The sequence below is a fragment of the Saccharopolyspora mangrovi genome (genome assembly GCF_035320975.1).
GTDB lineage: Bacteria > Actinomycetota > Actinomycetes > Mycobacteriales > Pseudonocardiaceae > Saccharopolyspora > Saccharopolyspora mangrovi.
This window is the reverse complement of the sequence record NZ_JAWLNX010000009.1, coordinates 43,907-70,664: the sequence shown is the minus strand read 5'-3', so window position 1 is coordinate 70,664 and position 26,758 is coordinate 43,907. Positions and strand designations below refer to the sequence as shown.

The following is a 26,758-nucleotide window of genomic DNA, read 5'->3' as shown; positions in this document are numbered from 1 at the left end:
GCCTCTCTTACTGCCCGGGTGCGTTCTGCGCGCCGCGCACCGAGGTCGGACTGCCCGGAGGCTCCGCGCAGTGCGCGTTCTTGTTCAACGGCGCGGGCGACATGTCGTTGCCCGCCCGTTCCGGCGTTCCCTCATACCCCTTGGTACACGGCATCGGGTCGAACAGGTTGAGAACCAGTCCGAAGTGAGCGGTGCCATCCCCGGGGACGACCGTGTTGGACACCGCGACCTGCGCCGGGTAGCTGATGAACAGCTGCTCCATGCCGTCCACGTGGGACGACAGCAGTTGCGAGGTCGTGGTCAGGTTCGCCAGCAGCGGCCCGATCCGGGGATTGTCCTTGATCAGGCCGGACAGCTGCACGGCGGCGGGCGGGGCCTTCTGGATCACGCCGCGCAGGTCGCCGTCGGAGCGCTCCAGCGACTGCGACAGCAGGTTCAGGTCCTTGCTGAAGGACTTGATCGCCGAGCCCTGGTCGTTCTGGGTGGCCAGCACGGTCTTGCCGTCCTCCAGCAGCTGCACCGTCTGCGGCAGGTGGTTCTGCGCCTGCGTGGTGAACTCCCGCGAGGTGTCCAAGATGGTCTGCAGGTGACCGCCGTTGTCGCGGAACGCCGTTCCCAGCTCGCTGACAACAGTGCGCAACGAGTCCTGCGGCACCGACTTGGCGAACCCGTCCAGGTTCATCATCAGGTCCTGCACCGGCAGCGGTGTGGTGGCCTGGGATTCGGCGATGACCGAGCCCTCCGCGAGGTACGGGCCCTTGTCCTGCTTGGGACGCAGGTCGACGTACTGCTCACCGACCGCCGAGCGGTTGGTGACCACGGCCTCCACGTTGGACGGGATGGCGGGCGCGTCCTCCTCGATGTCCAGCGGGACCTGGACGCCGGCGTCGGTGAGCTTGAGCTCGCCGACGCGGCCGATCGGCACGCCCCGGTAGGTGACCTCGGCGTTCTCGAAGACACCACCGGTGCTGGCCAGCTGCAGCGACACCTCGTAGCCGCGGTTGCCGAAGAGGCGGTCCAGGCCCGCGTACTTGAAACCGGCGTAGCTGCAACCGATCAGCGCGATCAGCACGAAGCCGATGATCTGGAATCGGGCTCGACGGGTGAGCATCAGTTGCCACCTCCGAACAGCCAGCCCAGCACGCCGCCACCGGATTGCTCCTCCGGCTTCGGCTGGGGCGGTGCGGGTTGCTGGGGCTGCTGCGTCTGACCGGGCAGCGGCAGCGGGAGGCCACCGGGCGGCGGCACCAGCGGTTGGCGGGAGCGCCCGAGGTTGTCCACGATCGTGCTCAGGTTCAGGTCGACCGTGACGTACAGGTTGTTGTAGTCGCTGTTGCCGATGCCGTCCACGGCGTTGTCCGGGAACGGGAAGGTGACCAGGGTTTCCAGCGACTTCGGCAGCGTTTCACCGGCGGCGGCCAGCTGGTGCAGCGTCGGCGCCAGCTGGTTGAGGTCGTGCACCAGGTCCTCGTGGGACTTGTCCACGACGTTGGTGGCCACCCCGGAGAGCTTGTCCAGCGACTGCAACATGGTCACCAGCTGTCCGCGCTGCTCGTTGAGCACCTGCAGCCCGGGGCCGAGGTCGCGCAGCGCCGTGTCGATGCTGCCGCGCTGCTCGTTGAGCTTGGCCGACAGCCGGTTGATGCTGTCGAGCGCGCGCACGATGTCGTTGCGCTGCGCGTCGAGCCCGGAGACCAGTTCGTCGAGGTTGTTCAGCAGGCCGCGGATGTCGGACTCGCGGCCGTTCATGACCTTGTTGAGCTCCTGGGTGATGCTCTGCAGCTGCGCCACACCACCGCCGTTGAGCAGCAGCGACAGCGCGCCGAGGACCTCTTCCACCTCGGGGTTGCGGTTGGAGCGGTTCAGCGGGATCGTCGCGCCCTCGGTTAGCCGCCCGGAGGCCGGCAGCTGGGGCGGCGCGGCGAGCTCGACGTACTTCTCACCGAGCAGGCTGGACTGGCGCAGCCGCGCGATGGCGTTGGCGGGCAGCTTCACGTCGCCGTTGAGGGTGACCGTGACCTCGGCCTCCCACGTGCCCGGCGCCAGGTTGATGTTGGAGACCCGCCCGACCGCGACGTCGTTGACCCGCACGCCCGCGTTGGGCACCAGGTCGAGGACGTCGGAGAAGCGGACCTTGACGTCGTACGGGTCGTTGCCGACGTCGGCACCGCCGGGCAGCGGCATGTCGTAGACGCCGCGCGAGGAACATCCCGACAGCGCCAGCAGGCCGACCACCGCGAGCGCGCCGGCCTTGACGGCCGACTTGCGGTTGAAGACCGATCGCACGAGCCGGGTCATCGAACCGGGCAGCATCACCGGCCACCTCCAGCGGGCTGAAGTCCGTTGGTCAGCGGCAGCGGCAACGGCGGGAGCTTGCCGTTCTGCACCGCGTTGAGCGATTCGGCCAACGTCGGCAGCTGCTCGGAGCCCGCCACCACCGGGCGCAACGCGTCGCAGGCGTTGCTGACCTCGAGCGGAACCTGTTGCGGCGTGGACTGGTCCAGCAGCTTGCACACCGACACCAGCGGCGGCTGGTTGAGCTCGTTGAACATCGCCCGCTGGTCCAGCGTCCCGGAGGCGCCGTTGTAGGTGTTGTTCAGGTTGCTCATCGCCAGCGGCGCGGTGGTCAGCGACTCGTTGAGCGCTTCCTTCTGCTTGACCAGCACCGCGGCGACGTCGTGCAGCTGACTCACGTTGGACTGCAGCAGTCCCCGGTTGTCCCGGACGAACGACTCGACCTTGCCCAGCGCCACCGACAGCTCGGCCAGGGCCGCGCTCATGTCGTTGCGCTCGGCGGCGAGGTTGCCGCTGACCTCTTCCATCTGCGTGTTGAACCGGCGCATCTGGTCGTCGTTGGCGGCCAGCATGCCGGTGAAGCGCTGCAGGTTGTCGACGGTCTTGAACAGCTCGTCGCTGTTGCCCGACATCGTCGTGCCCGCCTCGCCGAGGTTGCGCAGCGTGTCCGACAGCGCCTTGCCGTTGCCCTCCAGGTTGGCAGCACCGGTGTTGAGCAGGTCGGTCAGCGCGCCGTTCTTGTTGGCCCCGTTGGGTCCCAGCGCCTGGGTGAGGTCGTTGAGGCTGCGGTAGATGTTGTCCAGCTCGACCGGCGTCGCGGTCCGGTCGGCCGGGATCACCGCGTTGTCGCCCAGCTTCGGGCCTCCCTTGTAGACCGGCGCGAACTGCACGTACCGGTCGGAGACGATGCTGGGCGAGACCGCCACCAGGCTCGCGTTGGCGGGGATCGCGGTGTCGCGCTCCACGCTCATGACGACCTTGACCTGCTTGCCCTGCGGCGTGACCTCGTCGATGGTGCCGACCGGGACGCCGAGGATCCGCACGTCACCGCCCGGGTAGAGGCCGACGGCCGCGTCGAAGTACGCGGTGACCTTGCGCTCGGCGGCTCCGTAGAACAGCCACCAGCCGCCGACCGCGCCGAGCAGCACGACCACGATCCCGATGGTGAGGACCTTGGCGAGGTTCGAGCTCTTCGAGGGTGCGTTCGTCATTGCTTGCAGCCCTCCTGGTTGATCGGCCCGACGGCGGGCGGCAGGAACCCGCAGATGTAGGTGTCGAACCACCTGCCGTTGCCGAGCACGTTGGAGAACAGCCTGGTGAACGGAGCGAAGGCGTTCAGGCTCCGGTCCAGGTTCTGCTGGTTGCGCTGCAGCATCTTGGTCACCTTGTCCAGCTGTTGCAGCGTCGGCCCGAGCTGCGCCTGGTTCTCGTTGACCAGTCCGGTGAGCTGCTGCGACAGCTCCTGCGTTCCGGTCAGCAGGGAGGAGATCGAGTCGCGGCGGGCCCGCAGCTCCTGCAGCAGCAGGTTGCCGTCGGAGAGCAGCTTCTCGAAGTCACCGTTGCGGTCGGCGAGCTGCTGCGAGACCTGCGTGGTGTTGTTCAGCAGGTGCTCGATCTGCTCGTCGCGGGACGAGATGGTCTGCGACAGCTGGGAGAGCCCGTTGAGGGCCCCGCTGACCTCGCCCGGGGTGTCCTTGAACGTGCTCGACAGCGTCTCGAAGCTCTTCGCCAGCTGTGCGGTGTCGATCTGGTCGACGTTCTTGGACAGGTCGCTGAACGCCTCGATGACGTCGTAGGGCGACATGGTCCGGTTCAGCGGGATCGGCTGGTCGCTGTCGAGCGGCTTGGAGCCCTGCGGGTCCAGCGCCAGGTACTTCTGGCCGAGCAGCGTCTTGACCTTGATCGCCGCCGTGGTGTGGTCGCCGAGCTCCGCGTCGGAGACCCGGAAGCTGACCAGCACCCGGTCGCCCTTGAGCTCGACGTCGGAGACCTGGCCGACCTTGACGCCCGCGACTCGGACCTCGTTGTCCGGCCGCAGCCCGGCCGCCTCGGAGAACTCCGCGGTGTAGGTGGTGCCGCTGATGAACGGCAGCCGTTCGAAGTTCGCCGCCAGCAGGAACAGCACCACCAGCACCAGGATGCCGGCGACGCCGATCTTGAGCGGATCGCGCTGGGAGAAGGAGCTCATCGCTGACACCTCGGCTGGGTCACGGGGGCCAGCGGCAGCGGCATGTTGACGTTGCCGACACCGACGTTGCCGGAGGCCTGGCACAGGAAGAAGTTGAACCACGACCCGTGCGAGGCGGAGCGGGTCAGGCTCTCGATCTTGTTGGGCATGTTGTGCAGCACCCGGTCCACCAGCTGCTCGTGGCCGTTGAGGTTCTGGGACACCTTTCCGAGGCCCGCGATGTCCTGCTGCAGACCCGGCCTGGCGTCCTGCAGGAGTCCCGCGGTGGTGTTGGTCAGCCCGTCCATCGCGGTGATCGCGCTGCCGATGGATTCGCGGTCCTCGGCCAACCCCGACACGACCTGCCGCAGCTGACCGACCAGTTCGGACAGCCGCTGGTCACGCGCGTTCACGGTGTCCAGCACGCCGTTGAGGTTGTTGATGACCTCGCCGATCACCTGGTCGCGGGAGGCGATGGTGGTCGTCAGCGACGCCGTGTGCGACAGCAGGCTCTCGACCGTGCCGCCCTCGCCCTGCAGGACCTGGATGATCTCGTAGGACAGCTTGTTGACGTCCTCCGGCGACAGCGCCTGGAACAGCGGCTTGAAACCGCCCAGCAGCACCGTCAGGTCCAGCGCCGGCTTGGTGCGCTCCAGCGGGATCACGCCGCCCTCGGGCAGGTATCCACCTTGGACGGTGCGCGCCGACGCCCCGCCCGAGGCGGTGGGCGTGGCGCCCTGCTCGAGCCCGATGTAGCGCTGCCCCACCAGGTTCCGGTACTTGATGGTCGCGGTCACCGAGGACGGCAGCCGCCGGTCGGCGACGTTGAACTTCACCTCGGCGATCTTGTTGTCGACGAGCTTGATGTCCTCGACCTCGCCGACCTTCACACCGGAGATGCGTACCTCGTCGCCCTCGTTGAGGGCGGTGACGTCGGTGAACCGCGCGGTGTAGGAGTTCGCCGAGCGCAGGTCCTGGTTGGCGATCGTCATGACCAGCAGGCCGGTGGCCAGCGCGGTGATCACCACGAAGATCAGGAACTTGACCAGCGGTCCGCGAATGCTGATCCCGTTCATCGGTAGCTCACCTCCGCACCTCGCAGCACCGGCCCGACCAGCAGGCCGCCCCAGTCGGGGACCTCCGAGGACGGCCGGCCCAGGGCCGGCGCCAGCACGGTGGCCACCATGTCGCGCTCAGCGGGCGAGTTCACCCACTGGGTCGCGGTGCCCGCCGGTGCCGACTGCGGGCTGGTGCTCGCCGCCGGGTTCATGCCACCGGTCGCCGGACGCGACGCGGGCGGCGGGACCGAACCGTCCTTGAACGGGCCGTCCGGCGGGTACTCCGGCATGGGGTCCAGGTGCTCCATGAAGTTGTAGCAACGCGGTCCGCGGGTGTCGGCGAACTCCGGCTCGTCCTGGTTCGGGACGTACTTGCCGCGGTGCGGGGCGACTTCCAGCGTCACGTGCAGGCCGGGCTCGTTGGTGCCCTCGCCGAACGCCTTGCGGATGCGCGGGACGTACTCGGCCATCTCGCCCAGGAAGCACGGGTAGGACGGCGAGTACTTGGACAGCACGTCCAGCGTCGGGCGCTGGGCGTCCGCGAGCTGGATGATGTTCTGCCCGTTGTCGTTCAGGAACGTCGTCAGGTCACCGGAGCTGGTGGTGAGCTGACCGGTCATCTTCTGCAGGTTCTGCTTCTGGTCCACCAGGGTCCGGGCCGTGGTGGAGAAGTTGTCCAGCGCGGAGATGATGTCCGGCGCGGCCTGCTCGTAGGTCTGGGCGACGCCGACCAGCTCGCGCAGGTTGTCCCGCAGGTCCGGGATGGCCGGGTTGAGGCCGTCCAGGTAGGTGTTGAGCTGCGTCAGGGTGTCGCCGACCTGGTCACCGCGGCCGGACAGCGCCTGGTCCAGCGCGTTGAGCGTGGCCGCCAGATCGTCCGGGTTCACCGCCTGCAGCACCGGCATCGTGTCGGCCAGCACCGTTTCCAGCTCCAGGCCGGCGCGGGTGCGGTCCTGCTCGATCACGCCGCCCGAGGCCAGCGTCTTGGCCGCGGGCTTGTCGGGCAGGTCCAGCGACACGTAGCGCTCGCCGAACAGGGTGCGCGGCAGCAGCTGCGCGGTGACGTTGGCCGGGATCTTCTCGGCCATCTCCGGCTGCAGCGCCAGGTGCAGCTCCGCGCCCTTGCCGTCGGACTTCACCTCGACGACGCGGCCGACGACCATGCCGCGGACCTTCACGTCGGAGTCCGGCAGCAGCTGGTTGCCGGTCGAGGCGGCCTTGAGGACCACGTCCGAGGAGGACGTGAAGGACTTGTTGTAGAACGCCAGGCACAGCACGACGAACATGACCATGCTCATCAGCAGCGCAAGGCCCAACAGCCTGCGCTTGACCGTGGTGACCGCTCCCCGCGCGCTCATCCGGTGATCCGAACGGTCGTCGTGGTGCCCCAGATGGCGAGGCTGAGGAAGAAGTCCAGCAGCGCGGTGGTCACGATCGCGGTCCGCACCGCGCGTCCCACCGCGACGCCGACCCCGGCGGGGCCGCCGCTCGCGCGGTATCCGTAGTAGCAGTGCGTCATGATCACCACCACGCTGAAGATCAGAACCTTCCCGAATGACCACAGCACGTCCTCGGGAGGCAGGAACAGGTTGAAGTAGTGGTCGTAGGTGCCCGCTGATTGGCCGTAGATGTAGATCGTGACGCCCCGGGCGGCGACGTATGACGTCAGCAGGCCCAGCACGTACAGCGGGATGACCGCGATGAAGCCGGCCATCACGCGGGTGGTCACCAGGTACGGCAGGCTCGGCACGCCCATGACCTCGAGGGCGTCGATCTCGTCGGAGATCCGCATCGCGCCGAGCTGGGCGGTGAAACCGGAGCCCACGGTGGCCGACAGGGCCAGACCGGCCACCAGCGGCGCGATCTCCCGGGTGTTGAAGTAGGCCGAGATGAAGCCGGCGAACGCCGAGGTGCCCAGCTGGTCGAGGGCCGCGAAGCCCTGCAGGCCGACGACGGTGCCGGTGAACAGCGTCAGGCCGATCATCACGCCGACCGTGCCGCCGATGACCGCCAGGGCGCCGCTGCCGAAGCTGACCTCGGCCAGCAGGCGCAGCGTCTCCTTGGCGTAGCGGGTGATGGCCCGCGGAATCCAGGCCAGCGAGCGGATGTAGAACGACATCTGGTCACCCAGGTCGTCCAGCACCTCCACCGGCCGTCGGGCCGCGCGCTTGGCGCGCTGCGAGATCGTCACCATGTTCCCATTCCCCTGGCGGCCGTCACATTCCCTTTGGCGGGACCAACTGCAGGTACAGCGTCGTGAGGATGAAGTTCACCGCGAACAGCAGCAGGAAGGTGATCACCACCGACTGGTTCACGGCATCCCCGACGCCCTTCGGACCCGGTGGCGGGTTCAGACCGCGGAAGGCCGCCACCACCCCCGCCAGGAAGCCGAAGATCAGGGCCTTGAGCTCGCTGATCCACAGGTCCGGCAGCTGGGCCAGCGCGTTGAAGCTGGCCATGTACGCACCGGGCGTACCGCCCTGCATGATCACGTTGAACGTGTAGCCGCCCATCACGCCGACGACGCTGACCATGCCGTTGAGCAGCACGGCGACCAGCATCGCGGCCAGCACCCGGGGCACCACGAGGCGCTGGATCGGCGAGACGCCCAGCACCTCCATCGCGTCGATCTCGTCGCGGATCTTGCGCGACCCCAGGTCGGCGCAGATCGCCGAGCCACCCGCACCGGCGATCAGCAGCGCCGTCACGATCGGACTGGCCTGCTGGATGATCGCCAGCACGCTGGCGGCACCGGTGAACGACTGCGCACCGATCTGCCTGGTCAGCGACCCCAGCTGGAGCGCGATGACCGCGCCGAAGGGAATCGAGACCAGCGCGGTCGGCAGGATCGTGACGCTGGCGATGAACCAGCACTGCTGGATGAACTCGCGGATCTGGAACGGTCGCGAGGGCATCGCCCGCACGATGTCCATCCCCAGAGCGAACAGGCGGCCGGTCTGGCGCAGCCCGCCGGCACCGGGGAACTGCACCCGGGACGCGCTCACTGCTCACCTCGCTTGCGGCCGAACCAGCGACGGCGGCCGCCCGCCGACTCCTCCTCCGCCTGCAGCCCACCGGGCCACGCCGGTTCCTCCTCCGGCTGGCGCGGGTGCGGCGAGGGCCGCACCTGCTGAGGAGGCTGCTGCGGGAACTGCTGGGGCGGCGGGCCCTGCGGCGCGACCGGCGCGGTCTGCTGCGGCTGGGCGGGCGCCTGCGGGGGCTGCTGCGGCTGGGGCTGCTGCTGGGGCCAGGAACCGGTGGCCGGGGACTTGAACCCGTACAGGGCCAGCTCCTCCGGCGTGAGGCTCTTGAGGATCTCCTCCTGCGCCGTGGGGTTCAGCGAGCGGAGCTGGCGCAGCACGCGGTCCTTGCGGCGGTGCACGGCGGAGCGGTCCGGCAGGCCGGGGCTGACCTCCAGCTGCGGCATCATCGCCGGGACCTTCGGTCGACCGTGCTTGGCGAGCTCGGCCTCGACCAGCGCGGTGTCCTTCTCCTCGCTCATGCCGATCGGCCCGTCGGGGCGGCCGTTGAGGAACTGCACCACCACGGGCTCGTCGGAGGTCAGCAGCACCTCGCGCGGACCGAACATCACCAGGTTGCGGCGGTAGAGCATGCCGATGTTGTCCGGCACGGTCCGCGCGGTGTTGATGTCGTGGGTGACGATCAGGAACGTGGCGTCGATCTGCGCGTTGAGGTCGACGATGAGCTGGTTCTGCACCGCGGTGCGGACCGGGTCCAGACCGGAGTCCGGCTCGTCGAACAGGAGGATCTCCGGGTCGAGCACGAGCGCGCGGGCCAGACCGGCGCGCTTCTTCATACCGCCCGAGATCTCACCGGGAAGCTTGTCCTCCGCGCCGATGAGACCGACCATCTCCATCTTCTCGAGCACCACGTTGCGGATCTCGGACTCGCTCTTGCGGGTGTGCTCGCGAAGCGGGAACGCGATGTTGTCGTAGAGGTTCATGGAACCGAACAGCGCGCCGTCCTGGAACAGCACGCCGAAGAGCTTCCGCACCTCGTAGAGATCACTTTCCGAGCAGGTGCAGATGTCAGTGCCGTTGATGACGACCTTGCCCTCATCCGGCTTGAGCAGACCCACCAGCGACTTCAGGAACACCGACTTACCGGTGCCGGAAGGCCCGAGCAGCACGCTGATCTCACCCGGGGGCAGATTCAGCGAGACGTCCCGCCAGATGGTCTGCGGGCCGAAGGACTTCGAGAGCCCGTCGACAACCACCTCGACGCCCATCCGAACCTCCGCGTCCTCGATTACACCGATTCCGGGGTCACATTCCCCGGAGAAGCACCCTTGCACATGTGACGCGCTTAACGAAGGTAGTTGGCGTCACACCTATGCAACGAGCACGACGCAGCAGGGTTACTCATGAGTTCACTACAAATCAAGACGCCTTCGGAGATGCGCCGGAAAAATGTTGCTCGTTTCCGCGCTAAGGAAAAGAGAACGGGCACCCGCAACAGCGAGTGCCCGTTCTCTTACTGTGAGTCAGAGGCTCAGAAGTGGGCCTTTGGCTCTAGAGCAGCGAGTCAGAAGCTCACTTGACGCTGACGGAGGCGCCGGCCTCTTCCAGCTTGCCCTTGGCCTCTTCGGCCTTCTCCTTGTCGACCTTCTCCAGGATCGGCTTCGGGGTGCCCTCGACGAGCTCCTTGGCCTCCTTCAGGCCCAGACCGGAGACGATCTCGCGGACGACCTTAATGACCTGGATCTTCTTGTCGCCGGCACCCTCGAGGATGACGTCGAACTCGTCCTGCTCCTCAGCGGCGGCGGCCTCGCCACCGGCGGCGGGGGCAACGGCGACCGCGGCCGGGGCGGCGGCGGTGACGTCGAAGGTCTCCTCGAACTGCTTCACGAACTCCGACAGCTCCAGGAGGGTCATCTCCTTGAAGACGTCCAGCAGCTCGTCGTTGCTCAGCTTCGCCATGTCGGCGTTCCTTTCTGCTCAAAGTCCGGGCACCGGTGGGGCGTCCGGGTGGGGGTTTTCGCGCGGAAGACGGTCCACGGGGCCCGCTTCGGCGGCGCGCTCTCACGCACCGTCCACTGCGGACTGCGGAGAGTCTTACTCGCCCTTCTTCTCCTGAAGGGCGGCGGCCATGCGAGCCACCTGCGACGCCGGCGCCTGGAACAGCGCGGCGGCCTGGTTCATCTTGGCCTTCATGGCACCGGCCAGCTTGCCCAGCGTGACTTCGCGCGAGTCGAGGTCGGCGATGCTGTCGACCTCGGACACGGACAGCGGGCGGCCGTCCATGTACCCGCCCTTGACCACCAGGTTCTGGTTGCCCTTGGCGAATTCCTTGATCGCCTTGGCTGCGTCGACCGGCTCGCCCTCGACGAAGGCGATCGCGGTCGGGCCGACGAACAGGTCGTCGAGGCCCTCGACGCCCGACTGCTCGGCGGCACGCTTGACCAGCGTGTTCTTCGCGACACGGTAGCTCACGTTCGAACCGAGCGCGCGGCGCAGCTCAGACAGCTGAGCCATCGAGAGCCCGCGATACTCGGTCACAACGGCAGCGGTGGAGTTGTTGAACTTCTCCGAGATCTCGCTGACCGCATCGACCTTGTCGGACTTCGCCATGTCGCCTCCTCTCTGTTTCCGACTGTGGCTGACCCATCCAGTCAGTCGGTCCTGAGACGACGAAACGCCCCGGCGCAGGGCAGCACGGGGCGTGAAAATCGGTGCACGCGCGCACAAGACGCGCTTCACCAGCCTCGTCCCTCCTGCGCGGGTCGCCCGTGCCTCACGGGACCTTCGTTCCTCACCGCTCGTTGCCGAGCTGGAGGAAGACCAGCGGTCTTGGGTGGAACCTCCTCAAGAGTACTGGACCCGGTGCGGGCGCTTCCACCGGCCCCCTCCCTTTCGGCATCATGTGTGCGTGGCTGATCAGCGGGAACCGCGCTCCGACAACATGCCCGAGATCGTCGACGCCGAGGTCGTCGAGGTCGCAGAGGGCGACCCGACACCTCGCGCCCAGGCCCCGAAGGCCGCTGATGACGCGGAGTACCAGGAATTCCTGGAGTTCAAGCGGTTCAAGGAGTGGCAGGCCTCGCAGGGCGGCGGCACCGCCACCCCGGCGCCCGAGAATCCCTGGTGGAAGAAGGCTCTCGGCGCGCTCCGGCACAAGTGGGTGCGGCGGATCCTGTACGCCCTGATCGCCCTGCTCCTGCTGAACCTGGCCTACGACCACTACTTCGGCGACAGCGGCGGCTCGTCCGGCGGCAGCGGGACCGGCGGCAGCGCCCCGATCGACGCGGTCCCGATGACCGCGCAGAACCCGCAGCAGGCCATCCGCAGCGTCTACAACTACCTCCGCGCGGATCCCCCGGAGCAGGCGTGCGCGCTCTTCGACGCCGAAGGCAAGCGCGGTTTCGCCAGCGCCCACGGCGCGCCGGACTGCGCCGCGGCCGCCCGCTCGGTGCACGACCAGATCACCGACCCCAACGCCTACGCCAACCCGAAGTTCGCCCACGACGCCATCGTCGAAGCGGGCCCGGAAGCGCAGGTCCAGGGTTGCCGGCTGCAAGTCGGCGGCGGTCCGCGGTTGGGCACATTCAAACTCACCAGAACGCCGCAGGGCGGCTGGACCATCTCCGCCTACGCCCTCACCAGTTCGACCTGCCCCTGACCACAATTCCCCGACCGCGAAATGGGATTAGCGGAGTGATGGCTTCCGCACTCGCCGTCACCAATTCTTCGCGGTCGGCGGCATTGGCCACAACCGTTCGGGCAAAAAGGATATCGATCTTGTTCTGGCTTTGACGCAACCGCTCTGAAAATGAGAAAGAGGGCGAGCGCTCCGGGGAGCGCTCGCCCTCTTTCCGAAAGGCTTATCGGGTCAGGCGGAAGCCGACACGCGCGTGGCGGTCGGGTCCACCGGGATGCCCGGGCCCATCGTGGTCGTGAAGGTGACCTTCTTCAGGTACCGGCCCTTCGACGCCGACGGCTTGGCGCGCAGGATCTCGTCCAGCGCGGCCGCGTAGTTCTCCACCAGCTTGGCGGTGTCGAACGACGCCTTGCCGATGATGAAGTGCAGGTTGGCCTGCTTGTCGACGCGGAAGTTGATCTTACCGCCCTTGATGTCCGCGACCGCCTTGGTGACGTTCGGGGTGACGGTGCCGGTCTTCGGGTTCGGCATCAGGCCGCGCGGGCCGAGCACCCGAGCGATCTTGCCGACCTTGGCCATCTGGTCCGGGGTGGCGATCGCCGCGTCGAAATCGAGCCAGCCGCCCTGAATGCGCTCGATCAGGTCCTCGGAACCAACCGCGTCCGCGCCGGCGGCCTCGGCCTCAGCGGCCTTGTCGCCGGTGGCGAACACGATGACGCGGGCAGTCTTACCAGTGCCGTGCGGCAGGTTCACGGTGCCGCGGACCATCTGGTCTGCCTTGCGGGGGTCGACGCCCAGTCGCAGAGCGACCTCAACGGTGGCGTCGTACTTGACCTTGGCGGTCTTCTTCGCCAGCTCGGCGGCTTCGGCCGGGGTGTAGAGGCGCTCCCGGTCGACGAGCTCGGCCGCCTGCTGGTATGCCTTGCTGCGCTGTGCCATGTCTGTCCTTGAAGTCAGGTTGGATCAGTTGTGGTTGGTCGGGCCGCGCGAGCCCTCCCACAGCCTTGTCGCGCCGGTGGGACCGGCAGCGCGTCAGGCTTCGACCGTCAGGCCCATCGAACGAGCAGTGCCGGCGATGATCTTCGCGGCCTGGTCGATGTCGTTGGCGTTGAGGTCTTCCATCTTGGTCTGGGCGATCTCCTTGACCTGCTCCATGGAGACCTTGCCGACCTTGTTCTTGTGCGGCTCGCCGGAGCCCTTCTGCACACCGGCGGCCTTGAGCAGCAGCTTCGCGGCCGGCGGGGTCTTCAGCTTGAAGTCGAAGGACCGGTCTTCGTACACGGAGATCTCGACCGGCACGACGTTGCCACGCTGCGCCTCGGTCGCGGCGTTGTACGCCTTGCAGAACTCCATGATGTTGACGCCGTGCTGACCCAGCGCCGGGCCGACCGGCGGGGCCGGGTTGGCTTGGCCGGCCTGGATCTGCAGCTTGATGATCCCTGCCAGCTTCTTCTTCTTGGGCGGCATGTTTGCTTCCTGTGTCTTCGCTATCCGGTTACTCGGCCCCGCCGGAAGGCGGCACCGAATCTGGCGAGACCACGAGACGGTGGAATCGCCCCTGCTGCGCGGGTCCTGCCAGAGCCACGCGCAGCCCGCCGCGCTCCCGCAACCGGGAGAGCGGTCAGAGCTTGGAGACCTGGTCGAACGAGAGCTCGACCGGGGTCTCGCGGCCGAAGATCGACACCAGCACCTTGAGCTTCTGGGCGTCGGCGTTGACCTCGTTGATGGTGGCCGGCAGCGTCGCGAACGGGCCGTCCATCACCGTGACGGACTCGCCGACCTCGAAGTCGACCTCGACCGCGGGCTTGGCGGCCGTGGCGGCCTGGCCCGCAGCGGCCTTCTTGCCCGCCTCCGGCTTCTTCTCCTCGACCTGCGGGGCGAGGAACTTCAGCACGTCGTCAATGGTCAACGGCGACGGCTTGGAGGTCGCACCGACGAATCCGGTCACACCCGGCGTGTTGCGCACGGCGCTCCACGACTGGTCGTTGAGATCCATCCGGACCAGGATGTAGCCGGGCAGCACCTTGCGCTGCACCATCTTACGCTGGCCGTTCTTGATCTCGGTGACCTCTTCGGTCGGCACCTCGACCTGGAAGATGTAGTCCTCGACGTCGAGCGTCTGAGCACGGGTCTCGAGGTTGGTCTTGACCTTGTTCTCGTAGCCCGCGTAGGAGTGGATCACGTACCAGTCGCCGGGCGCGCGGCGCAGAGCGGCGCGCAGCTCCTCCACCGGGTCGGCCTCCTCGGCCTCCTCGGCCTCCTCGGCCTCTTCGACCTCGGCTTCGTCCTCGGACGCGGCCTCGTCACCGGTCTCGGCGTCACCGGTCTCGTCAGCGGCGGTCTCTTCAGCCGCTTCGGCGGAGTCGGTCTCCGAGGAATCGACTGCGCCGGCCTCTTCAGCCTCGACGGACGCGGCCTCGGCTTCGGCAGCCTCGGGCTGCACCTGCTCGTCGGTGAGGCCGGTGGCTTCCTGGGAGGTCTCCTCGTGCGAGGTCACAGTCGGTCTCGCTTCCTCTCGTGCGTTGCGTGCCGGGTCGTTGTTTCGCCGCCGGCACCACTTAGGCGGGCCCGGAGGTTCAGCCAGTGCCGAACAGCCAGCCCACGCCCTTCGCGAAGAGCACGTCCACGCCGGCGACGAACGCCACCATGATGCTGACGAACACCAGCACCACGAGCGTGTAGGTCATCAGCAGCTTGCGCGTCGGCCAGATGACCTTACGCAGCTCGGCGACGACCTCGCGCAGGAAGCGTCCGATCTTCCGGAACAGCGAAACCCGACCCTGCCGGCCATCCCGCGAGGGCGTCGGCCGACCCTTCGACTCAGTTGTGCGCGCCGGACCGGAGCCCGACTCGGAACGGGCGGAGGCACGACGCTCGCGCCGCGCCGCGGCGCTGGACGGACGAGCGCCCTCGCGCGCCCCGTCCTGGCCCTGCTCGCGGTCCTCGCTCACGACCATCCTCCGCTCACCGTCGCATCGACGCAGGGGTGACAGGACTTGAACCTGCAACCTGCGGTTTTGGAGACCGCTGCTCTGCCAATTGAGCTACACCCCTCTGCGGCCCGTGGAGCCCGACCGCAAAGTCGGGACGCCCTTCACCGTCCCTGAAACTCTGGGTTTCAAGGTGCTCGGGCATCCCAGGTTCGAAAGTGTACGGCACGTCGGGAACGCGCTTCCAACGGCACCCCCCGTGTTGGCGAGAAGACGACTTCGCCGCTGGTGAGCGCGGTGCGTCACGCCGGGATACGGACCGTGGCCGAAGCCCCGCCGAGCACGCCCTGCTCCGCCGACTTCGCCGTGATGTTGACCTTCACCGTGCCGTCTTCGTTGATCTTCGCGACCTTGCCGCTGAGCTCCACCACGGCGCCGCTGCCGTCGTCCGGGACGACGACCGGCCGGGTGAACCGCACCCCGTAGCGCACGATCGCGCCGGGATCGCCGGTCCAGTTGCTCACCAGCCGCCCGGCGACGGCCATCGTGAGCATCCCGTGGGCGATCACGTCCGGGAGGCCGACCCCCTGGGCGAACCGCTCGTTCCAGTGGATCGGGTTGAAGTCCCCCGAGGCCCCCGCGTACCGGACGAGGTCCGAGCGCACCAGCGGCACGCTCAGCTCCGGCAACTGGTCCCCGACGGAGATCTCCGAAAGCCGCACGTTCACGCCTCAGGCCCCCTCACCACGAGCATCGACGTGGCGGTGCAGACCTGCTCGCCGTCGGTGGTCGCGATCTCCGCGCGCACGGTCAGGAAGTCGTTGCCCGCGCGCGTCTTGATGTCGTCCACGTGCGCGACCGTCACCAGCCGGTCCCCGGCGCGGATCGGCCGGTGGTGGACGAAGTCCTGCTGGCCGTGCACGACCCGGCTGTAGTCCAGCCCCAGCTGCTCGTCGTCGACGATCTGGTCCTGGGCGGCCATCGAGAGGATCACCGCGAAGGTCGGCGGCGCGATCACGTCCTGGTAGCCGGCGGCCTTGGCGGCGTCGATGTCGACGTGCAACGGCGAGTCGTCCTTGATCGCGCGAGCGAACTCTCGGATCTTCTCCCGCCCCACCTCGTAGGGCTCGGTCGGCGGGTACTCACGTCCGATGAATGACTGGTCAAGCGGCACGAGCGAAGGCTACTAGGTCTGATCTGAAGCGGCGTAGCCGCTTGCTCCTCCTGGCGACCACCCCACCCGCACCGCCAAGCGAGGTGACCACTTGACATCCACAACGAGAAGAGCCCGTCCCCGTGTACCGGGGGCGGGCTCTTGAAGGCGTTCGCGAAGGAACCGCTGTGTCAGCGGGTCTCCTTGTGGAGCTTGTGCGTGCCGCAGTTCATGCAGAACTTCTTCATCTCCAAGCGGTCCGGGTTGTTGCGCCGGTTCTTGTTGGTGATGTAGTTGCGGTTCTTGCACTCCTCGCACGCCAGCGTGATCTTGGGTCGAACGTCGGTGGCGGCCACGGGGGTGCCTTTCTCTCGGTCGTAACGGGGCGGTTCGCTGGAGAGATCCTCGCGAACCCGTGACTGGTAGCGGTGGCCGGACTTGAACCGGCGACACAGCGATTATGAGCCGCTTGCTCTACCGACTGAGCTACACCGCCATGCCGAGGCCGCGGTGTGCACCGGTTGCCTCAAGCGACGCAGGATATCCCACGCAAAACAGCCACAGCACCCAGTTTACCGAGCACCGCGGCTGTCTTTCGAGCCCCAATACGGAATCGAACCGTAGACCTTCTCCTTACCATGGAGACGCTCTGCCGACTGAGCTATTGGGGCGTGCCCTTGCGGAGCGATTAGAACTTTACACACCCTCGGAGACCCCCGAAACAGGGGGGTACCTTTTCGCGAAAACGCAGGTCACGGCCGCCTTTTCAGGCGACACCCCACCGGATCGGGTTAAATCGGACATCAGTGCAGGAGTGTGAGCACGGTCTCCTCGCGGCTGCCGCGATCGCGCTTGGTGCGGGCCTGCAGCCACGCCTCGAAGCGCTCCTCGGACAGCGGGCGGGAGATCAGGTAGCCCTGGGCCACGTCGCAGCCCATGCCGACCAGCTGATCGCGCGCGGCGTCGTCCTCGACGCCCTCGGCGACCACCGCGAGGTCCAGCGAGTGACCGAGCTCGACGATCGTGCGGACCACCGCGAGATCGCTGAGATCGGTCCCCATGCCCAGCACGAAGCTCTTGTCGATCTTGACCTCGTCCACCGGCAGCTGCCGCAGGTAGGCCAGCGACGAGTAGCCGGTGCCGAAGTCGTCGACCGCGAGCACCACGCCCATCGCGTGCAGCCGCCGCAGGACCGGCAGGGACCGCTCCTTGTCGGCCATCACGCTGGACTCGGTCAGCTCCAGAGTGAGCAGCTCCGGCGGGATGTCGTGGCGCTCCAGCGCCTCGGCGACCCGGTCCGGGAAGGTCTCGTCGGCGAGGTTGCGCACCGACAGGTTCACCGCCACCGACATCCGCAGGCCGCGGTCCAGCCACTGCCGGATCTTGATCAGCGCGCACTCCATGACGAACGCGGTGAGCGCGTCGACCAGACCGGTGGCCTCCACCAGCGGCACGAACTCGTCCGGGTCCAGCCGCCCGTACTCCGGGTGCGACCAGCGCACCAGGGCTTCGGCGCCGACGACCTGACGTTCCGGCAGCGCCACCTTGGGCTGGTAGTGCACCTCGACCTGACCGGTGTCCAGCGCCTGCCGGAACTGCGTGACCAGCTGGAAGCGGCGCAGGAACACCTGGCCCATCGCCGGGGCGTAGCAGCGCACCCCGTCCTCGCCGTTGCGCGCGGCCCGCACCGCCACGTCGGCGCGCTGCAGCAGCGTGTCGACGTCGGTCTCGGCCTCCCCGTCCTCCGGCGCCGAGGAGGCGTAGCCGGCGACACCGGCGGCCTCGACGACGATACGGTCCAGCGGGTAGGACATGGCGATCACGTCGCAGAGCCGCAGCGCCACCTCGTGCGCCTGCTCCTCGGTGTGGTCGAGCAGCAGCATCGCGAAGGAGTTGGCCTCCAGGCGGGCCAGCGGTGCGTCGCCGAGGGCCTCCCGCATCCGCTGCCCGGCGGCGACCACCATCCGGTCGCCCCAGGTGTAGCCGAGGGCCTCGCTGACGGTGGTGAGCAGGTCCAGGTCGACCCGCAGCACCACGGCGGCTCGACCGTTGCGCAGTTCCTCGCCGGAGATCTCGCGGAAGCCGGTGCGGTTGAGCAGCCCGGTCAGCGGATCGTGGTAAGCGTCGTGCCGCAGCCTGGCCAGCAGCCTGCGGTTGTCCATCGCGGTGGCCAGGTGGCTGGCCAGCGTGTGCAGCAGCCGCACGTCGGCGCGGCCGAACCCGCGCCAGCGGCTGACCCGGTCGTGCACCTCGACGGCGCCGAGCAGCTGGCTCGCGCCGCGCAGCGGCACCACCAGCGCCTCGTAGGCACCGCGTTGCCGCAGCACGCGGCGGACCTCTTCGGGCGCTTCGAGGGTCCGGAAGGACCGCACGTGGCTGCCCGGCAGTTGCAGCAGCGGGTCGTCGCGCAGCGCGTCCGGCGCTGCCTGGATCGCGCCGTCCGGCAGCGGTTCGCCGGCGACGAGCGTGGTGACCTCACCGCGCGGGTCCAGCCGGAGCCGCAGCACCACCCGGGTGGCGTTGAGCTGCTCGCGGATCCGCTCGGCGACGGGTTCCCACTCGCCCACCGGAACGGCCCGCTCGCCGACGGGGTCGGGTGAGGTCGGCGCGCCCTGCCCGGACCGGGCCACGCTGAGGCTGACGTCGCTGAGCGCTTCCAGGTCGCGCTGCTCGCGCAGCAGGTCGGAGTAGGCGCGGTAGAGGCCGATCACCGCGACGGCGACGAGCCCGACCAGCAGCCAGCCCCACGGGGTGCCGATGGCGACCTCGTAACCGATGAGGCCGACGGAGGTGTTGAGCAGTCCGACGGCCAGGGTCCGCCCGGCCAGCCGCGCGCCCGCGGCGACCTTCATCGCACCGCCGAGCACCGTCAGGGCCGCCAGCGCGAACCCGCAGCTGATCAGCGGAGAGGTCAGGGTGCCCAGGACCGGGCCGAACCAGTCGGGGGCGACGCCGACGAGCGCCTGGTTGACCATGTTGGCGACCGCGAACGGCACCGCGATCTCCAGGCAGAGCACGCCGGCGTTGTAGACGACGTGGGTGGCCGCGCGCCTGCCCACCTGGGCGCCGAGCCCGGCCAGCAGGTTCGCCGCGAGCACCACCTCGAACGGCGCGGTGAGCAGTCCCAGCAGCAGCGGGATCTCGGTGAACGAGATCGTCCAGCCGACGCGCTTGACGTCGACGTCGATGGTCAACTGCTCGGCCAGCAGGAAACCGACGGCCAGCAGCGGTCCGATGAACAGCAGTTCAGGGCTGTAGCGACTGGGCAGGCCGCCCGCGGTGAGCAGCGAGACGAGGACGCCCGCCGCCAGCACCACGAAGGAGAAGATCGCGAACGTCCGGCGACGCACCGGATCGACTTCGGCTCTGACCGGAGGCCTGGCTGGTTCCAGGCCGGAATGCGGACCAAGGGAGCGGTGACGCTCGATCATCCACGCTCCTCCCGCTGGCGATACGGCCGTACCACACATGTCCGTCCGCCGATCGTGACTCACGCGAGCACGGATGGCCAGGGTTGAATGGACCTCCCGGCACACTCCGGATGCACGCATCAGATGAGTTCAACCGGCGGGTGGTGTGCTGGCACTTTCCTTCAGCACCTGCTTGACCTGCGGGAATTGTGCCGAACGCGGTGGAGCACCAGGAACGCTTGGGCTCCTCACAGCTGGCCCGCGACTTTGTGAGGATTACCGCAACAACACTGCACGACGGTAACGGTACGTGTTCGGTACGACCACACGAGGTCATCACTGGAGGTCGAACTCGTCCAAGAAGTCACGCACAGCGCGGTCCAGGTCGGCCAGTCCGGACTCCTCGACCGGCAAGTGCCCCGAGCCGCGCAGCACCGCCGCGCGGGTCGGCGCGGCGATCCGGTCGAAGAACTCGTCCGACAGCAGCGGTGGCGTCCAGCGGTCCTCGTCGGGGTGGGCGAGCAGCAGCGGTGCCGCGGTGAAGCGCTCGGGAGGCACGGCCGGTGCGGTGGCCAGGCAGCTGCGCGCGAACCGCAGCGAGATCCAGCCGCCGCCGGCGAGCTCGTCGGCCCAGACGAGGTTGGCGTACTGGCTCTGGTTGGACACTGCGGCGATGTTGACCAGCCAGTGCACCGGCACCCGGGCGGCCGACACCGGCTCGCGCACCAGCGACAGCAGGCCAGCCCAGCGCGCCATCTCGGGCCGCGCGGCCAGCACGCGGCGGACTTCGTCGCGGCTCGGGTCGGCCAGGCAGGTGGCGATGACCCCGTCGACCTGCGTGTTCGCCGCGACGTCGTAGGCCAACCGGCCACCGGTGCTCACGCCGAGCAGCACGATCGGCCGGGAATCGCGGGACCGCTCGTGCTCGACGAGGTCGCGCACGCACGCCACCCAGTCCGAGTACTTCGCGCCGAGCAGCGGCGCGCCGGTGAGCCCGAAACCGGGCAGGTCGGGAGCGATGTACTCGAGGTCGGCCAGCGCGGGCAGCCTGCCGTAGGGCGCGAGCAAGCGGCCGTAGGTGCCGACGCCGTGCAGCGCGATGACCTTGGCGGGAGCGTCGGGGCGGTCGACGCGGTCCACGTGCACCTTGAGCCCGCGCCACCGCCACCACTGCTCGTCGGGCGCGTTGTCGGCGTTCAGGCGCAGCGCGCCCGGGAAGAACGCCTGGTAACGCTGCCAGTGCAGGTGGTCGCGGTAGCCGGGGCCGACGTCGGTGGCGGACCCTGGGGTGGATGGAGCGCTCGAAGGCACACTTCGAACATACGGAGTCCGGGAGACCATGCGCATCAGCCGAGAGCAGGCACGTGACCGGTTCACGCGGGCCAGGGTTGCCCGCCTGGCCAGCGCAGACGCCCTCGGCAGGCCGCACGTGGTGCCGATTGTGTTCGCCGTCTCAGGGGATGAGCTGATCACAGCGGTCGACTGGAAGCCGAAGTCCTCGGCGACGCTGCGCAGGATCCGCAACATCGAGGAGAACCCGCAGGTGTCGATCCTGGTGGACCACTACGACGAGGACTGGGCGCAGCTGTGGTGGGCCCGCGCGGACGGCACGGCCTCGGTCCGCGAGAACCACCCGCTGCTCGACGCGCTCATCGCCAAGTACCCGCAGTACCAGGGCGAACCACCGGGCGGGAGCTTGGTCGCGGTGCAGGTGCAGCGCTGGTCGGGCTGGGCTACGAGCTCTGAGGTTTGATCCGCACGACGTCGGAGTCCAGGTCCAGCGGACCGGCACCGGATTCCCGCTCGTCCTCCTTGGCCACCTCGACCCAGGCGAGGTGGTCGAGCTGGTGCTTGACACCCACGTTGAACAGCCCTTCGACCTCCATCGCCGCGCCACCCACGCGGGAGGGCTCCGGCTTGGGCGCAGGCGCGGCCGCGCGCAGCTCTTCGCGCCGCTTCGCACGCGCCGCCCGATCGATGGCCATGCATCCACGCTAACCCGACGAACCGCCGCACAGCACCGTCGGCGCCAAGTGGCCAGCAGTAAGGTCGCACCGTGCTCGACCCGTACCACGTCCAGGTGGAGACGGCGGACCTCGCGGATCTCACGCGAGCCCTCCAGCTCCTCGACACCAGGGCGGACCTCAACGACCGCTACCGCAAGATGCTGCACGAGTCCCTGGCGATGCTCGCCGAACCGCAGATCCGCCTCACCCAGGCCCGCGGCCTCGCGAAACGCCTCATGGTCCTGATCAAGGCAGCGGGCCCGGACTTCCCCGCAACCCTCACCGCAGACGCCCGCGAAACGCTGGCCGCAGGCGAAGCCAAGGCCGACGACCTGGTCTTCCGCCCAGAGGAAACCTGACCCGGGACCCCGCCGAAGAACCCCGCGAAGCGGTCTGTATGCTTTTTCCCGCAAGCCAGCACGCTGGCGAGCACGCCGGGTTGCCCGAGCGGCCAAAGGGAGCTGACTGTAAATCAGCCGGCATTGCCTTCGGAGGTTCGAATCCTCCACCCGGCACCAGCAGGAAAAAGACCCCGTGACCAGCATCAAAGCGGTCGCGGGGTCTTTGCTTTGCAGTCCGGCTGTGTCCGGCGTCGTCCGGCCGTGTACGACCGTCCACGGCAAATACACGGCAAAGCTCAGGCCTGGGCTAGCGCTAGCCGTTGCCGGGGCAGGCGGTTCTTGACAGCCGCCGACACGTCCGGAGTTATGGAGATAGCTGCGGTTCGAGTCGTGCCAGGTAGTTCTTGATGAGCGTCTGCGCGTCGAGCTCCGAGAGCTGTCCTGCCATCAGCAGTGTCCCGAGTCCGTGAGCCAGCCCCATCACTTCCAGGGCGAGGCGACGTGCAGCTGTGGCGCTGAGGTCGTTGGATTGCAGGACGCCAGCAAGATGATCAGCAAGCCCACTCAGGTGCTTCTGGTAGGCCTGTCCGGCCATGCCGGGGTTGGTGATCGCCAGCCCTTCCAGGGAGACCCCAAGGCGATGGAAATCTTCGCTCGCCGAATCGGTCGGTAGTGCCTCGTCGAAGAACGCCTTGATGACCTCGAGTGGGCCTTCGCCTTCCCCATGTCGTCGGGCTCGGGCGTGCCAGCGTTCGACGCTTTTGTCGGCTAGTCGGTCGAGCGTGGCGCCGAGGAGCTCGTCCTTGGTGCTGCCGTAGTACTGCACGAGTCGGAGGGAGACATCTGCTTCGGCGGCTACGGCTCTCATGGTGACGGCGTTGACGCCGCCGCGAACCAGGAGACGCTCGACGGCCTCCATGATTTCGGTCCTGCGTCCGGACTCTTCCATCAAAAGGCTCCCTCCATCTCCACGATGATACGTTCGTATCAAATGATACAAGCGTATCAAGGAGGGCTATGTCGTCTCTGTTGCGACGGCTGGGGCTGTGGACGTCTTGTCTGGCTCAGCTCATCGTGGTCTTGGACATCTCGGTGGTGAACGTCGCGCTGCCTTCGATCCAGGCCGATCTCGGGCTCGGAAGGGTTTCCGCATCGTGGGTGGGGATGGCCTACAGCCTCGGATTCGCCGGATTGCTGCTGGCCGGCGCGCGGTTGGCTGACGTCGTGGGCACTGCGAGGCTGCTCGCTTGGAGCGTGGGGGCATTCACGCTGGCGAGCCTCATCGGAGGCCTCTCGACGGAAGGCTGGGTGCTCATTGCCGCCCGTGCCGCACAGGGCGTCTCTGCCGCCGCAGCGTCCCCGGCGACGTTCACCTTGCTAACAACCACCCATGCAGAAGGTCCTGAACGGACACGAGCCATCGCGGTCTGGACCGCCGTGAGCCTGGCGGGCGGAGGGCTGGGCAACATCGCCAGCGGTGTATTCACCGAGCTGGTCTCGTGGCGAGCCACGCTGTTGATCAACCTGCCCATCGGGGTCGGCGTTGTCATCGCGGCACTCGTTCTGCGCCGACGGGCCAGCGACCAGCGCGGCGCGGGGCGTATCGACCTGATCGGCGCAGTGCTGGCAACGGCCGCGTTCACGTGTGCCACCTATGCGCTGTCCATCGCCGGCGAACGGTCGATGAGCGGCCTTCCAGTCGTCGCCGTATCGGCCGCGGCCGCGCTGTTCATCCTGCTGGTCCTGCAGCAGCGCCGCACGCGCCACAAGCTCGTGCCGATCAACCTCGCACGAGACCGGCTGATTGTCCTCGGCAACATCGCGACAGCATTGACAGGCGCATGCTTCCAAGTCAGCCTGTGGTACTTCTTGACCTACCGGATGCAGTCTCAGTTCGGCTATTCGCCGACCCAGGCCGGTCTGGGCTTTCTCCCGCTCACTGCCAGCATGTTGGTCGTGAACCTCTGGCTCACTCCCCGCCTAATGAAACGACGCGCGCCCCGGTCGATGATCGTGGCGGGGGTCTTGATCACAGTTCCGGGTCTGATCTGGCTCACGGTCCTTGACCACGGTCCCTTCGCCCTCACCATCCTGGCGCCCACCGTCGTGATCGGAATCGGCGGCGGCCTGATGAACACACCGCTAGCCACGCTCGTCACCACAGGTGTCCGTCCCGAGCACGCCGGCGCAGCCTCTGGCCTGATGAACACCGCGAAACAGTTCGGTGGCGCGATCGGCCTCGCAGCCGCGACCACCGCCGCCGCCATCACCGGCACTGACAGAGCTGCTTTCGTCCTCATGACGGTGGCGCTTCTCGCAGTCATCGCTGCGGTGGCCACGATCCCCTCCCACCGCAGCGGGTCGCAGCGGGTCATGACGCCAGGGGCAGCGTCATGACCCGCTCCAACGCGCCGCCCAGCGTCGAGGGCCGCCGACTCATCGAGCGATGCAAGTCGCGGCCAGCCGCTCGATTCCACGTCGGCGTCACCAACGTCCAGCGTCATACAGCTAGCGCCTGTTCCACTCGCTGGCGGGCTGCCTGCTCGCCGCCGTCCAGACACTTCGCGTAGACGCGAAGCAGCACGCCAACGCTGTGGCCGGCCCATTCGGCGACACGAGTCGGCCCGACCCCGCCGTTGAGCCAGGTGGACACCGCAGCATGACGTAGGTCATAAGGCCGTTTCCCGAGCGGCGAGTGAGCCTGTTCAGGAGTGAGGGCGGTTTCCCGGGCCTTAGCCCAGGCCCGGCCGTAGACCGTGCTGGAGATCCGCCCTCCGTTCCGCCGTCCTCGGAAGAGACGGCCGTCAGCGGCGGTCCCGAACTTGTCGAGGTGGTCGTGCAGGTACTGCGTCAGCTCGGGCGGACACGGCACCTGACGACCACTGCCGTCCTCCCGGTGCTTCAGCGACCGCTGCTCGCTCCGGATCCGCGAGTCAGTCCACTCTGCTCCGATCTCGGGGGCCGACTGCTCAAGAAAGAGCTCACCCCACCCTGACCGCGGCAGCGACAAGTTGTGCTTGCGGAGGTTCGCGGCCTCCTCCGGACGAAGCGCCGCGAAGTACATCAGAGCGAAGAACGCCTGCAGTCGTTCATTCACCTCACCAACCGCTCCGAGGAGCTGTCGGGCCTGCGTTGGGTTGACGACGCTGCGTCGGTCAACCTGCTGCATCCGTGTCCGGTGTTTCTTCACCCGCACCTCCGTCAAAGGGTTCTCCGCCAGCACCTTCGTCTCGACCGCGTAATCCAGGGCGTTGCCGAGCGTTGTCCGCCGCAGACGGATCGTGTCCGCGGCTGCCCGGGCACCGTCGAGCTTGAGATCGAGGGCCGCCAGGAGCCGTCGAAGCACGTCCGGTTCAGAAAGCTCAGCCACCTGCCGGCTGTTGTCCTGAACCCACCGGAGCCGTCGCGTGGTCTCGGCCGGGTGCTCGTCGTCTCGCCAGCTGGGGTTCAGGCCGCGCCTCAACGCCGCACGCACGGCCTTCTGGTCACGCTCTGACGGCTGGGTCTTCAGCATCCAGATCGTGCAAGCGTCGTAGCACCTCGCCCAGCTCGCCGGAGCTGACCGGCTCATCGCTCTCTTCGATGAATTCCCAGAAGGTCACGACGAGATCCCCGACGGTCACGAACTCGCGGTCGGTCGGGGCAAGCTGAGCTGCGGGGAACTGGTGAGAAGCGAGCCAGGTAGCGATGCGCGCTTCCTTGCGGCCGGCCGTGATTGACCGCCCCACGCGGGCAATGATCGGGGCGGAGGCGAGGCGGAACATCGCGTTCTCGCCCATGCGCACCAGCTCGGCACCACTGGGGTCGACGCCGGCGCACTCGCAAGCGGTCTCCAGAACTTGGCGGGTGGTCTGCGGCGTGAACGTCGCGTTCTCCATCAAGCGCTGCTCCTCCTCGGCTCGCTCCAGCAGGCTACGGCCCGACCGCGCGGCTGCCTAGGCGACATACGGTCCTTCCCATGCCAGGAAGCGGCAGTGCCGCCACCGGCGTTCTCATGGACAGCTGAGAGCTTCATAGACGGACTGAAGGGCCCTTCCCTAGGGGTTGGGCCGCACGTCCGCAATCATCCGAGCTAGCCCGCCTCTTCATCATGCGGTGCTTGAGCCACCTGCTTGGCACTCCTCGTGCTAGTCGAGTCCGGGCGAATAGAGAGAGCCAGCTGGTGAGCGCTACGAACGTGCCAGTCGAGTGCATCCAGACCCATCGCGCCAAGGTCCACTAAAACGCGACCGCAGCGGTGCCCTTTAACCGGGCAGACGTACCACTCCCGATTGTCGATCAGTACAACGTCTAGCTCCACCTCGCCCACCCCAAATCGGACAACCGTGGCAATCGTGGTGAATGCGAGTATAGAGCTTGATCACTGCATACATGGCAGATGATGAGCGTTCACTCGAAGGGACGCATACGGTCCGATTCGTGGCGGACGAGCTACTGACATCAGGTCAGGTCGCGAAGCGTCTCGGAATCAACCCGAGCACGCTCGCCCGCTATGTCCGCGAAGGGAAGCTCAAGCCGTCGTTGACTCTGCCGAGCGGACACCACCGGTGGACCTGGGAAGACGTGCTTGAACAGCTGAGAGCCCAGCAAAGCGAGAACTAACCGCGCGAGCGGGGGTTCACCGCGTGCGCTGGCACCCACCACAGGTGCCGAACCCCGCCAGCTCCAGGTGCCACGCCTCGCTGCAGACGAATGCGGACCTCGCCCCACCAGCGACCGCCAGTGTCTCGCCGCCAGGCGACCAGCTCTCCGTCCACGGTCGCCGTCATGTCCCATCCGT

The 26,758-nt window shown here is 67.8% G+C and carries 29 protein-coding genes and 4 tRNA genes; 6 read left to right on the top strand and 27 right to left on the bottom strand.

Translation table 11 applies throughout. The annotated features are described in order from the left end of the window. Nucleotides 1–7 precede the first annotated feature (7 nt). The 11 genes from R4I43_RS14990 to rplJ form a co-directional block, all read right to left on the bottom strand. Nucleotides 8–1,111, bottom strand: a complete 1,104-nt coding sequence (locus R4I43_RS14990) for an MlaD family protein (protein WP_324266233.1) — start codon at nt 1,109–1,111, stop codon at nt 8–10. Then, on the bottom strand, nt 1,111–2,313 hold the full coding sequence (locus R4I43_RS14985) for an MCE family protein (protein WP_324266232.1): 1,203 nt from the start codon (nt 2,311–2,313) through the stop codon (nt 1,111–1,113). The genes R4I43_RS14990 and R4I43_RS14985 overlap by 1 nt, the downstream gene beginning before the upstream one ends. Further along, the gene (locus R4I43_RS14980; protein WP_324266231.1) at nt 2,313–3,506 is read right to left on the bottom strand and encodes an MCE family protein; all 1,194 of its coding nucleotides are present in this window, start codon (nt 3,504–3,506) and stop codon (nt 2,313–2,315) included. The genes R4I43_RS14985 and R4I43_RS14980 overlap by 1 nt, the downstream gene beginning before the upstream one ends. After that, complete coding sequence (locus R4I43_RS14975) at nt 3,503–4,483, bottom strand: MCE family protein (RefSeq protein ID WP_324266230.1); 981 nt, start codon at nt 4,481–4,483, stop codon at nt 3,503–3,505. Before R4I43_RS14975 ends, R4I43_RS14980 begins: the two co-directional genes overlap by 4 nt. Next, a complete protein-coding gene (locus tag R4I43_RS14970) occupies nt 4,480–5,538 on the bottom strand; it encodes an MlaD family protein (RefSeq protein WP_324266229.1) in 1,059 nt (352 codons plus the stop codon). Before R4I43_RS14970 ends, R4I43_RS14975 begins: the two co-directional genes overlap by 4 nt. Further along, nucleotides 5,535–6,878 carry an MCE family protein gene (locus R4I43_RS14965; RefSeq protein WP_324266228.1) on the bottom strand — a complete coding sequence of 448 codons (1,344 nt, stop codon included), beginning with the start codon at nt 6,876–6,878 and terminating at the stop codon, nt 5,535–5,537. The genes R4I43_RS14970 and R4I43_RS14965 overlap by 4 nt, the downstream gene beginning before the upstream one ends. Beyond that, nucleotides 6,875–7,714, bottom strand: coding sequence for an MlaE family ABC transporter permease (locus R4I43_RS14960; protein WP_324266227.1), 840 nt, complete (start codon nt 7,712–7,714; stop codon nt 6,875–6,877). Before R4I43_RS14960 ends, R4I43_RS14965 begins: the two co-directional genes overlap by 4 nt. A 22-nt stretch (nt 7,715–7,736) precedes the next feature. Then, nucleotides 7,737–8,525: an MlaE family ABC transporter permease gene (locus R4I43_RS14955; protein WP_324266226.1), complete on the bottom strand. Its 789-nt coding sequence runs from the start codon at nt 8,523–8,525 to the stop codon at nt 7,737–7,739. Further along, a complete protein-coding gene (locus R4I43_RS14950) occupies nt 8,522–9,769 on the bottom strand; it encodes an ABC transporter ATP-binding protein (RefSeq protein ID WP_324266225.1) in 1,248 nt (415 codons plus the stop codon). The genes R4I43_RS14955 and R4I43_RS14950 overlap by 4 nt, the downstream gene beginning before the upstream one ends. A 304-nt stretch (nt 9,770–10,073) precedes the next feature. Then, the gene (gene rplL / locus R4I43_RS14945) at nt 10,074–10,460 is read right to left on the bottom strand and encodes a 50S ribosomal protein L7/L12 (RefSeq protein ID WP_324266224.1); all 387 of its coding nucleotides are present in this window, start codon (nt 10,458–10,460) and stop codon (nt 10,074–10,076) included. Nucleotides 10,461–10,595: 135 nt separating this feature from the next. Then, nucleotides 10,596–11,111, bottom strand: a complete 516-nt coding sequence (gene rplJ / locus R4I43_RS14940) for a 50S ribosomal protein L10 (RefSeq protein ID WP_324266223.1) — start codon at nt 11,109–11,111, stop codon at nt 10,596–10,598. Between the two features lie 298 nt (nt 11,112–11,409). Here rplJ and R4I43_RS14935 point away from each other — a divergent pair, with 298 nt between their 5' ends. Then, entirely contained in the window at nt 11,410–12,159 is a 750-nt protein-coding gene (locus tag R4I43_RS14935) for a hypothetical protein (protein WP_324266222.1), read from the top strand. A gap of 210 nt (nt 12,160–12,369) precedes the next feature. Here the strand turns inward: R4I43_RS14935 and rplA are convergent, their stop codons facing one another. From rplA to R4I43_RS14875, 12 genes are all read right to left on the bottom strand, one after another. After that, nucleotides 12,370–13,077, bottom strand: a complete 708-nt coding sequence (gene rplA, locus R4I43_RS14930; RefSeq protein WP_324266221.1) for a 50S ribosomal protein L1 — start codon at nt 13,075–13,077, stop codon at nt 12,370–12,372. Nucleotides 13,078–13,170: 93 nt separating this feature from the next. After that, entirely contained in the window at nt 13,171–13,605 is a 435-nt protein-coding gene (gene rplK, locus R4I43_RS14925; protein ID WP_324266220.1) for a 50S ribosomal protein L11, read from the bottom strand. 154 nt (nt 13,606–13,759) lie between these two features. Then, nucleotides 13,760–14,635, bottom strand: a complete 876-nt coding sequence (gene nusG, locus R4I43_RS14920) for a transcription termination/antitermination protein NusG (RefSeq protein ID WP_324266219.1) — start codon at nt 14,633–14,635, stop codon at nt 13,760–13,762. Between the two features lie 79 nt (nt 14,636–14,714). Further along, the gene (gene secE / locus R4I43_RS14915; protein ID WP_324266218.1) at nt 14,715–15,089 is read right to left on the bottom strand and encodes a preprotein translocase subunit SecE; all 375 of its coding nucleotides are present in this window, start codon (nt 15,087–15,089) and stop codon (nt 14,715–14,717) included. Between the two features lie 30 nt (nt 15,090–15,119). Beyond that, nucleotides 15,120–15,192 (bottom strand) — tRNA-Trp (locus R4I43_RS14910). Between the two features lie 178 nt (nt 15,193–15,370). Then, nucleotides 15,371–15,796: a MaoC family dehydratase gene (locus R4I43_RS14905; protein ID WP_324266217.1), complete on the bottom strand. Its 426-nt coding sequence runs from the start codon at nt 15,794–15,796 to the stop codon at nt 15,371–15,373. Next, the gene (locus tag R4I43_RS14900; protein WP_324266216.1) at nt 15,793–16,242 is read right to left on the bottom strand and encodes a MaoC family dehydratase N-terminal domain-containing protein; all 450 of its coding nucleotides are present in this window, start codon (nt 16,240–16,242) and stop codon (nt 15,793–15,795) included. The genes R4I43_RS14905 and R4I43_RS14900 overlap by 4 nt, the downstream gene beginning before the upstream one ends. A gap of 170 nt (nt 16,243–16,412) precedes the next feature. After that, nucleotides 16,413–16,577 carry a 50S ribosomal protein L33 gene (rpmG, locus tag R4I43_RS14895; RefSeq protein WP_132621563.1) on the bottom strand — a complete coding sequence of 55 codons (165 nt, stop codon included), beginning with the start codon at nt 16,575–16,577 and terminating at the stop codon, nt 16,413–16,415. A 64-nt stretch (nt 16,578–16,641) separates the two neighbouring features. Beyond that, nucleotides 16,642–16,717: transfer RNA gene (locus tag R4I43_RS14890), tRNA-Met, on the bottom strand. Between the two features lie 102 nt (nt 16,718–16,819). Next, nucleotides 16,820–16,892 (bottom strand) — tRNA-Thr (locus tag R4I43_RS14885). Nucleotides 16,893–17,024: 132 nt separating this feature from the next. Next, a complete protein-coding gene (locus R4I43_RS14880) occupies nt 17,025–19,652 on the bottom strand; it encodes a putative bifunctional diguanylate cyclase/phosphodiesterase (protein WP_324266215.1) in 2,628 nt (875 codons plus the stop codon). A gap of 315 nt (nt 19,653–19,967) precedes the next feature. Beyond that, complete coding sequence (locus tag R4I43_RS14875; RefSeq protein WP_324266214.1) at nt 19,968–20,942, bottom strand: alpha/beta hydrolase; 975 nt, start codon at nt 20,940–20,942, stop codon at nt 19,968–19,970. A 28-nt stretch (nt 20,943–20,970) separates the two neighbouring features. Between R4I43_RS14875 and R4I43_RS14870 the strand changes: the two genes are divergently transcribed. Beyond that, a complete protein-coding gene (locus tag R4I43_RS14870) occupies nt 20,971–21,384 on the top strand; it encodes a TIGR03668 family PPOX class F420-dependent oxidoreductase (protein WP_324266213.1) in 414 nt (137 codons plus the stop codon). Here R4I43_RS14870 and R4I43_RS14865 read toward each other — a convergent pair. Continuing rightward, complete coding sequence (locus R4I43_RS14865) at nt 21,365–21,616, bottom strand: hypothetical protein (protein WP_324266212.1); 252 nt, start codon at nt 21,614–21,616, stop codon at nt 21,365–21,367. The two genes, R4I43_RS14870 and R4I43_RS14865, sit on opposite strands and share 20 nt — an antisense overlap. A 71-nt stretch (nt 21,617–21,687) precedes the next feature. Here R4I43_RS14865 and R4I43_RS14860 point away from each other — a divergent pair, with 71 nt between their 5' ends. Together R4I43_RS14860 and R4I43_RS14855 are read left to right on the top strand one after the other, a co-directional pair. Next, a complete protein-coding gene (locus tag R4I43_RS14860) occupies nt 21,688–21,996 on the top strand; it encodes a hypothetical protein (RefSeq protein ID WP_324266211.1) in 309 nt (102 codons plus the stop codon). 74 nt (nt 21,997–22,070) lie between these two features. Beyond that, nucleotides 22,071–22,155 (top strand) — tRNA-Tyr (locus tag R4I43_RS14855). Nucleotides 22,156–22,342: 187 nt separating this feature from the next. Here R4I43_RS14855 and R4I43_RS14850 read toward each other — a convergent pair. Next, nucleotides 22,343–22,927 carry a TetR/AcrR family transcriptional regulator gene (locus tag R4I43_RS14850; RefSeq protein ID WP_324266210.1) on the bottom strand — a complete coding sequence of 195 codons (585 nt, stop codon included), beginning with the start codon at nt 22,925–22,927 and terminating at the stop codon, nt 22,343–22,345. 68 nt (nt 22,928–22,995) lie between these two features. On the opposite strand from R4I43_RS14850, the gene R4I43_RS14845 reads away from it, so the two are divergent. Continuing rightward, entirely contained in the window at nt 22,996–24,375 is a 1,380-nt protein-coding gene (locus R4I43_RS14845; RefSeq protein ID WP_324266209.1) for an MFS transporter, read from the top strand. Between the two features lie 103 nt (nt 24,376–24,478). Here R4I43_RS14845 and R4I43_RS14840 read toward each other — a convergent pair whose 3' ends face one another. After that, nucleotides 24,479–25,492 (bottom strand): tyrosine-type recombinase/integrase, encoded by a 1,014-nt coding sequence (locus tag R4I43_RS14840; protein ID WP_324266208.1) that lies wholly within the window; start codon nt 25,490–25,492, stop codon nt 24,479–24,481. After that, nucleotides 25,464–25,859, bottom strand: a complete 396-nt coding sequence (locus R4I43_RS14835) for a hypothetical protein (protein WP_324266207.1) — start codon at nt 25,857–25,859, stop codon at nt 25,464–25,466. Before R4I43_RS14835 ends, R4I43_RS14840 begins: the two co-directional genes overlap by 29 nt. A gap of 538 nt (nt 25,860–26,397) precedes the next feature. Between R4I43_RS14835 and R4I43_RS14830 the strand changes: the two genes are divergently transcribed. Beyond that, nucleotides 26,398–26,580: a MerR family DNA-binding transcriptional regulator gene (locus R4I43_RS14830; RefSeq protein ID WP_324266206.1), complete on the top strand. Its 183-nt coding sequence runs from the start codon at nt 26,398–26,400 to the stop codon at nt 26,578–26,580. Nucleotides 26,581–26,758 lie beyond the last annotated feature (178 nt).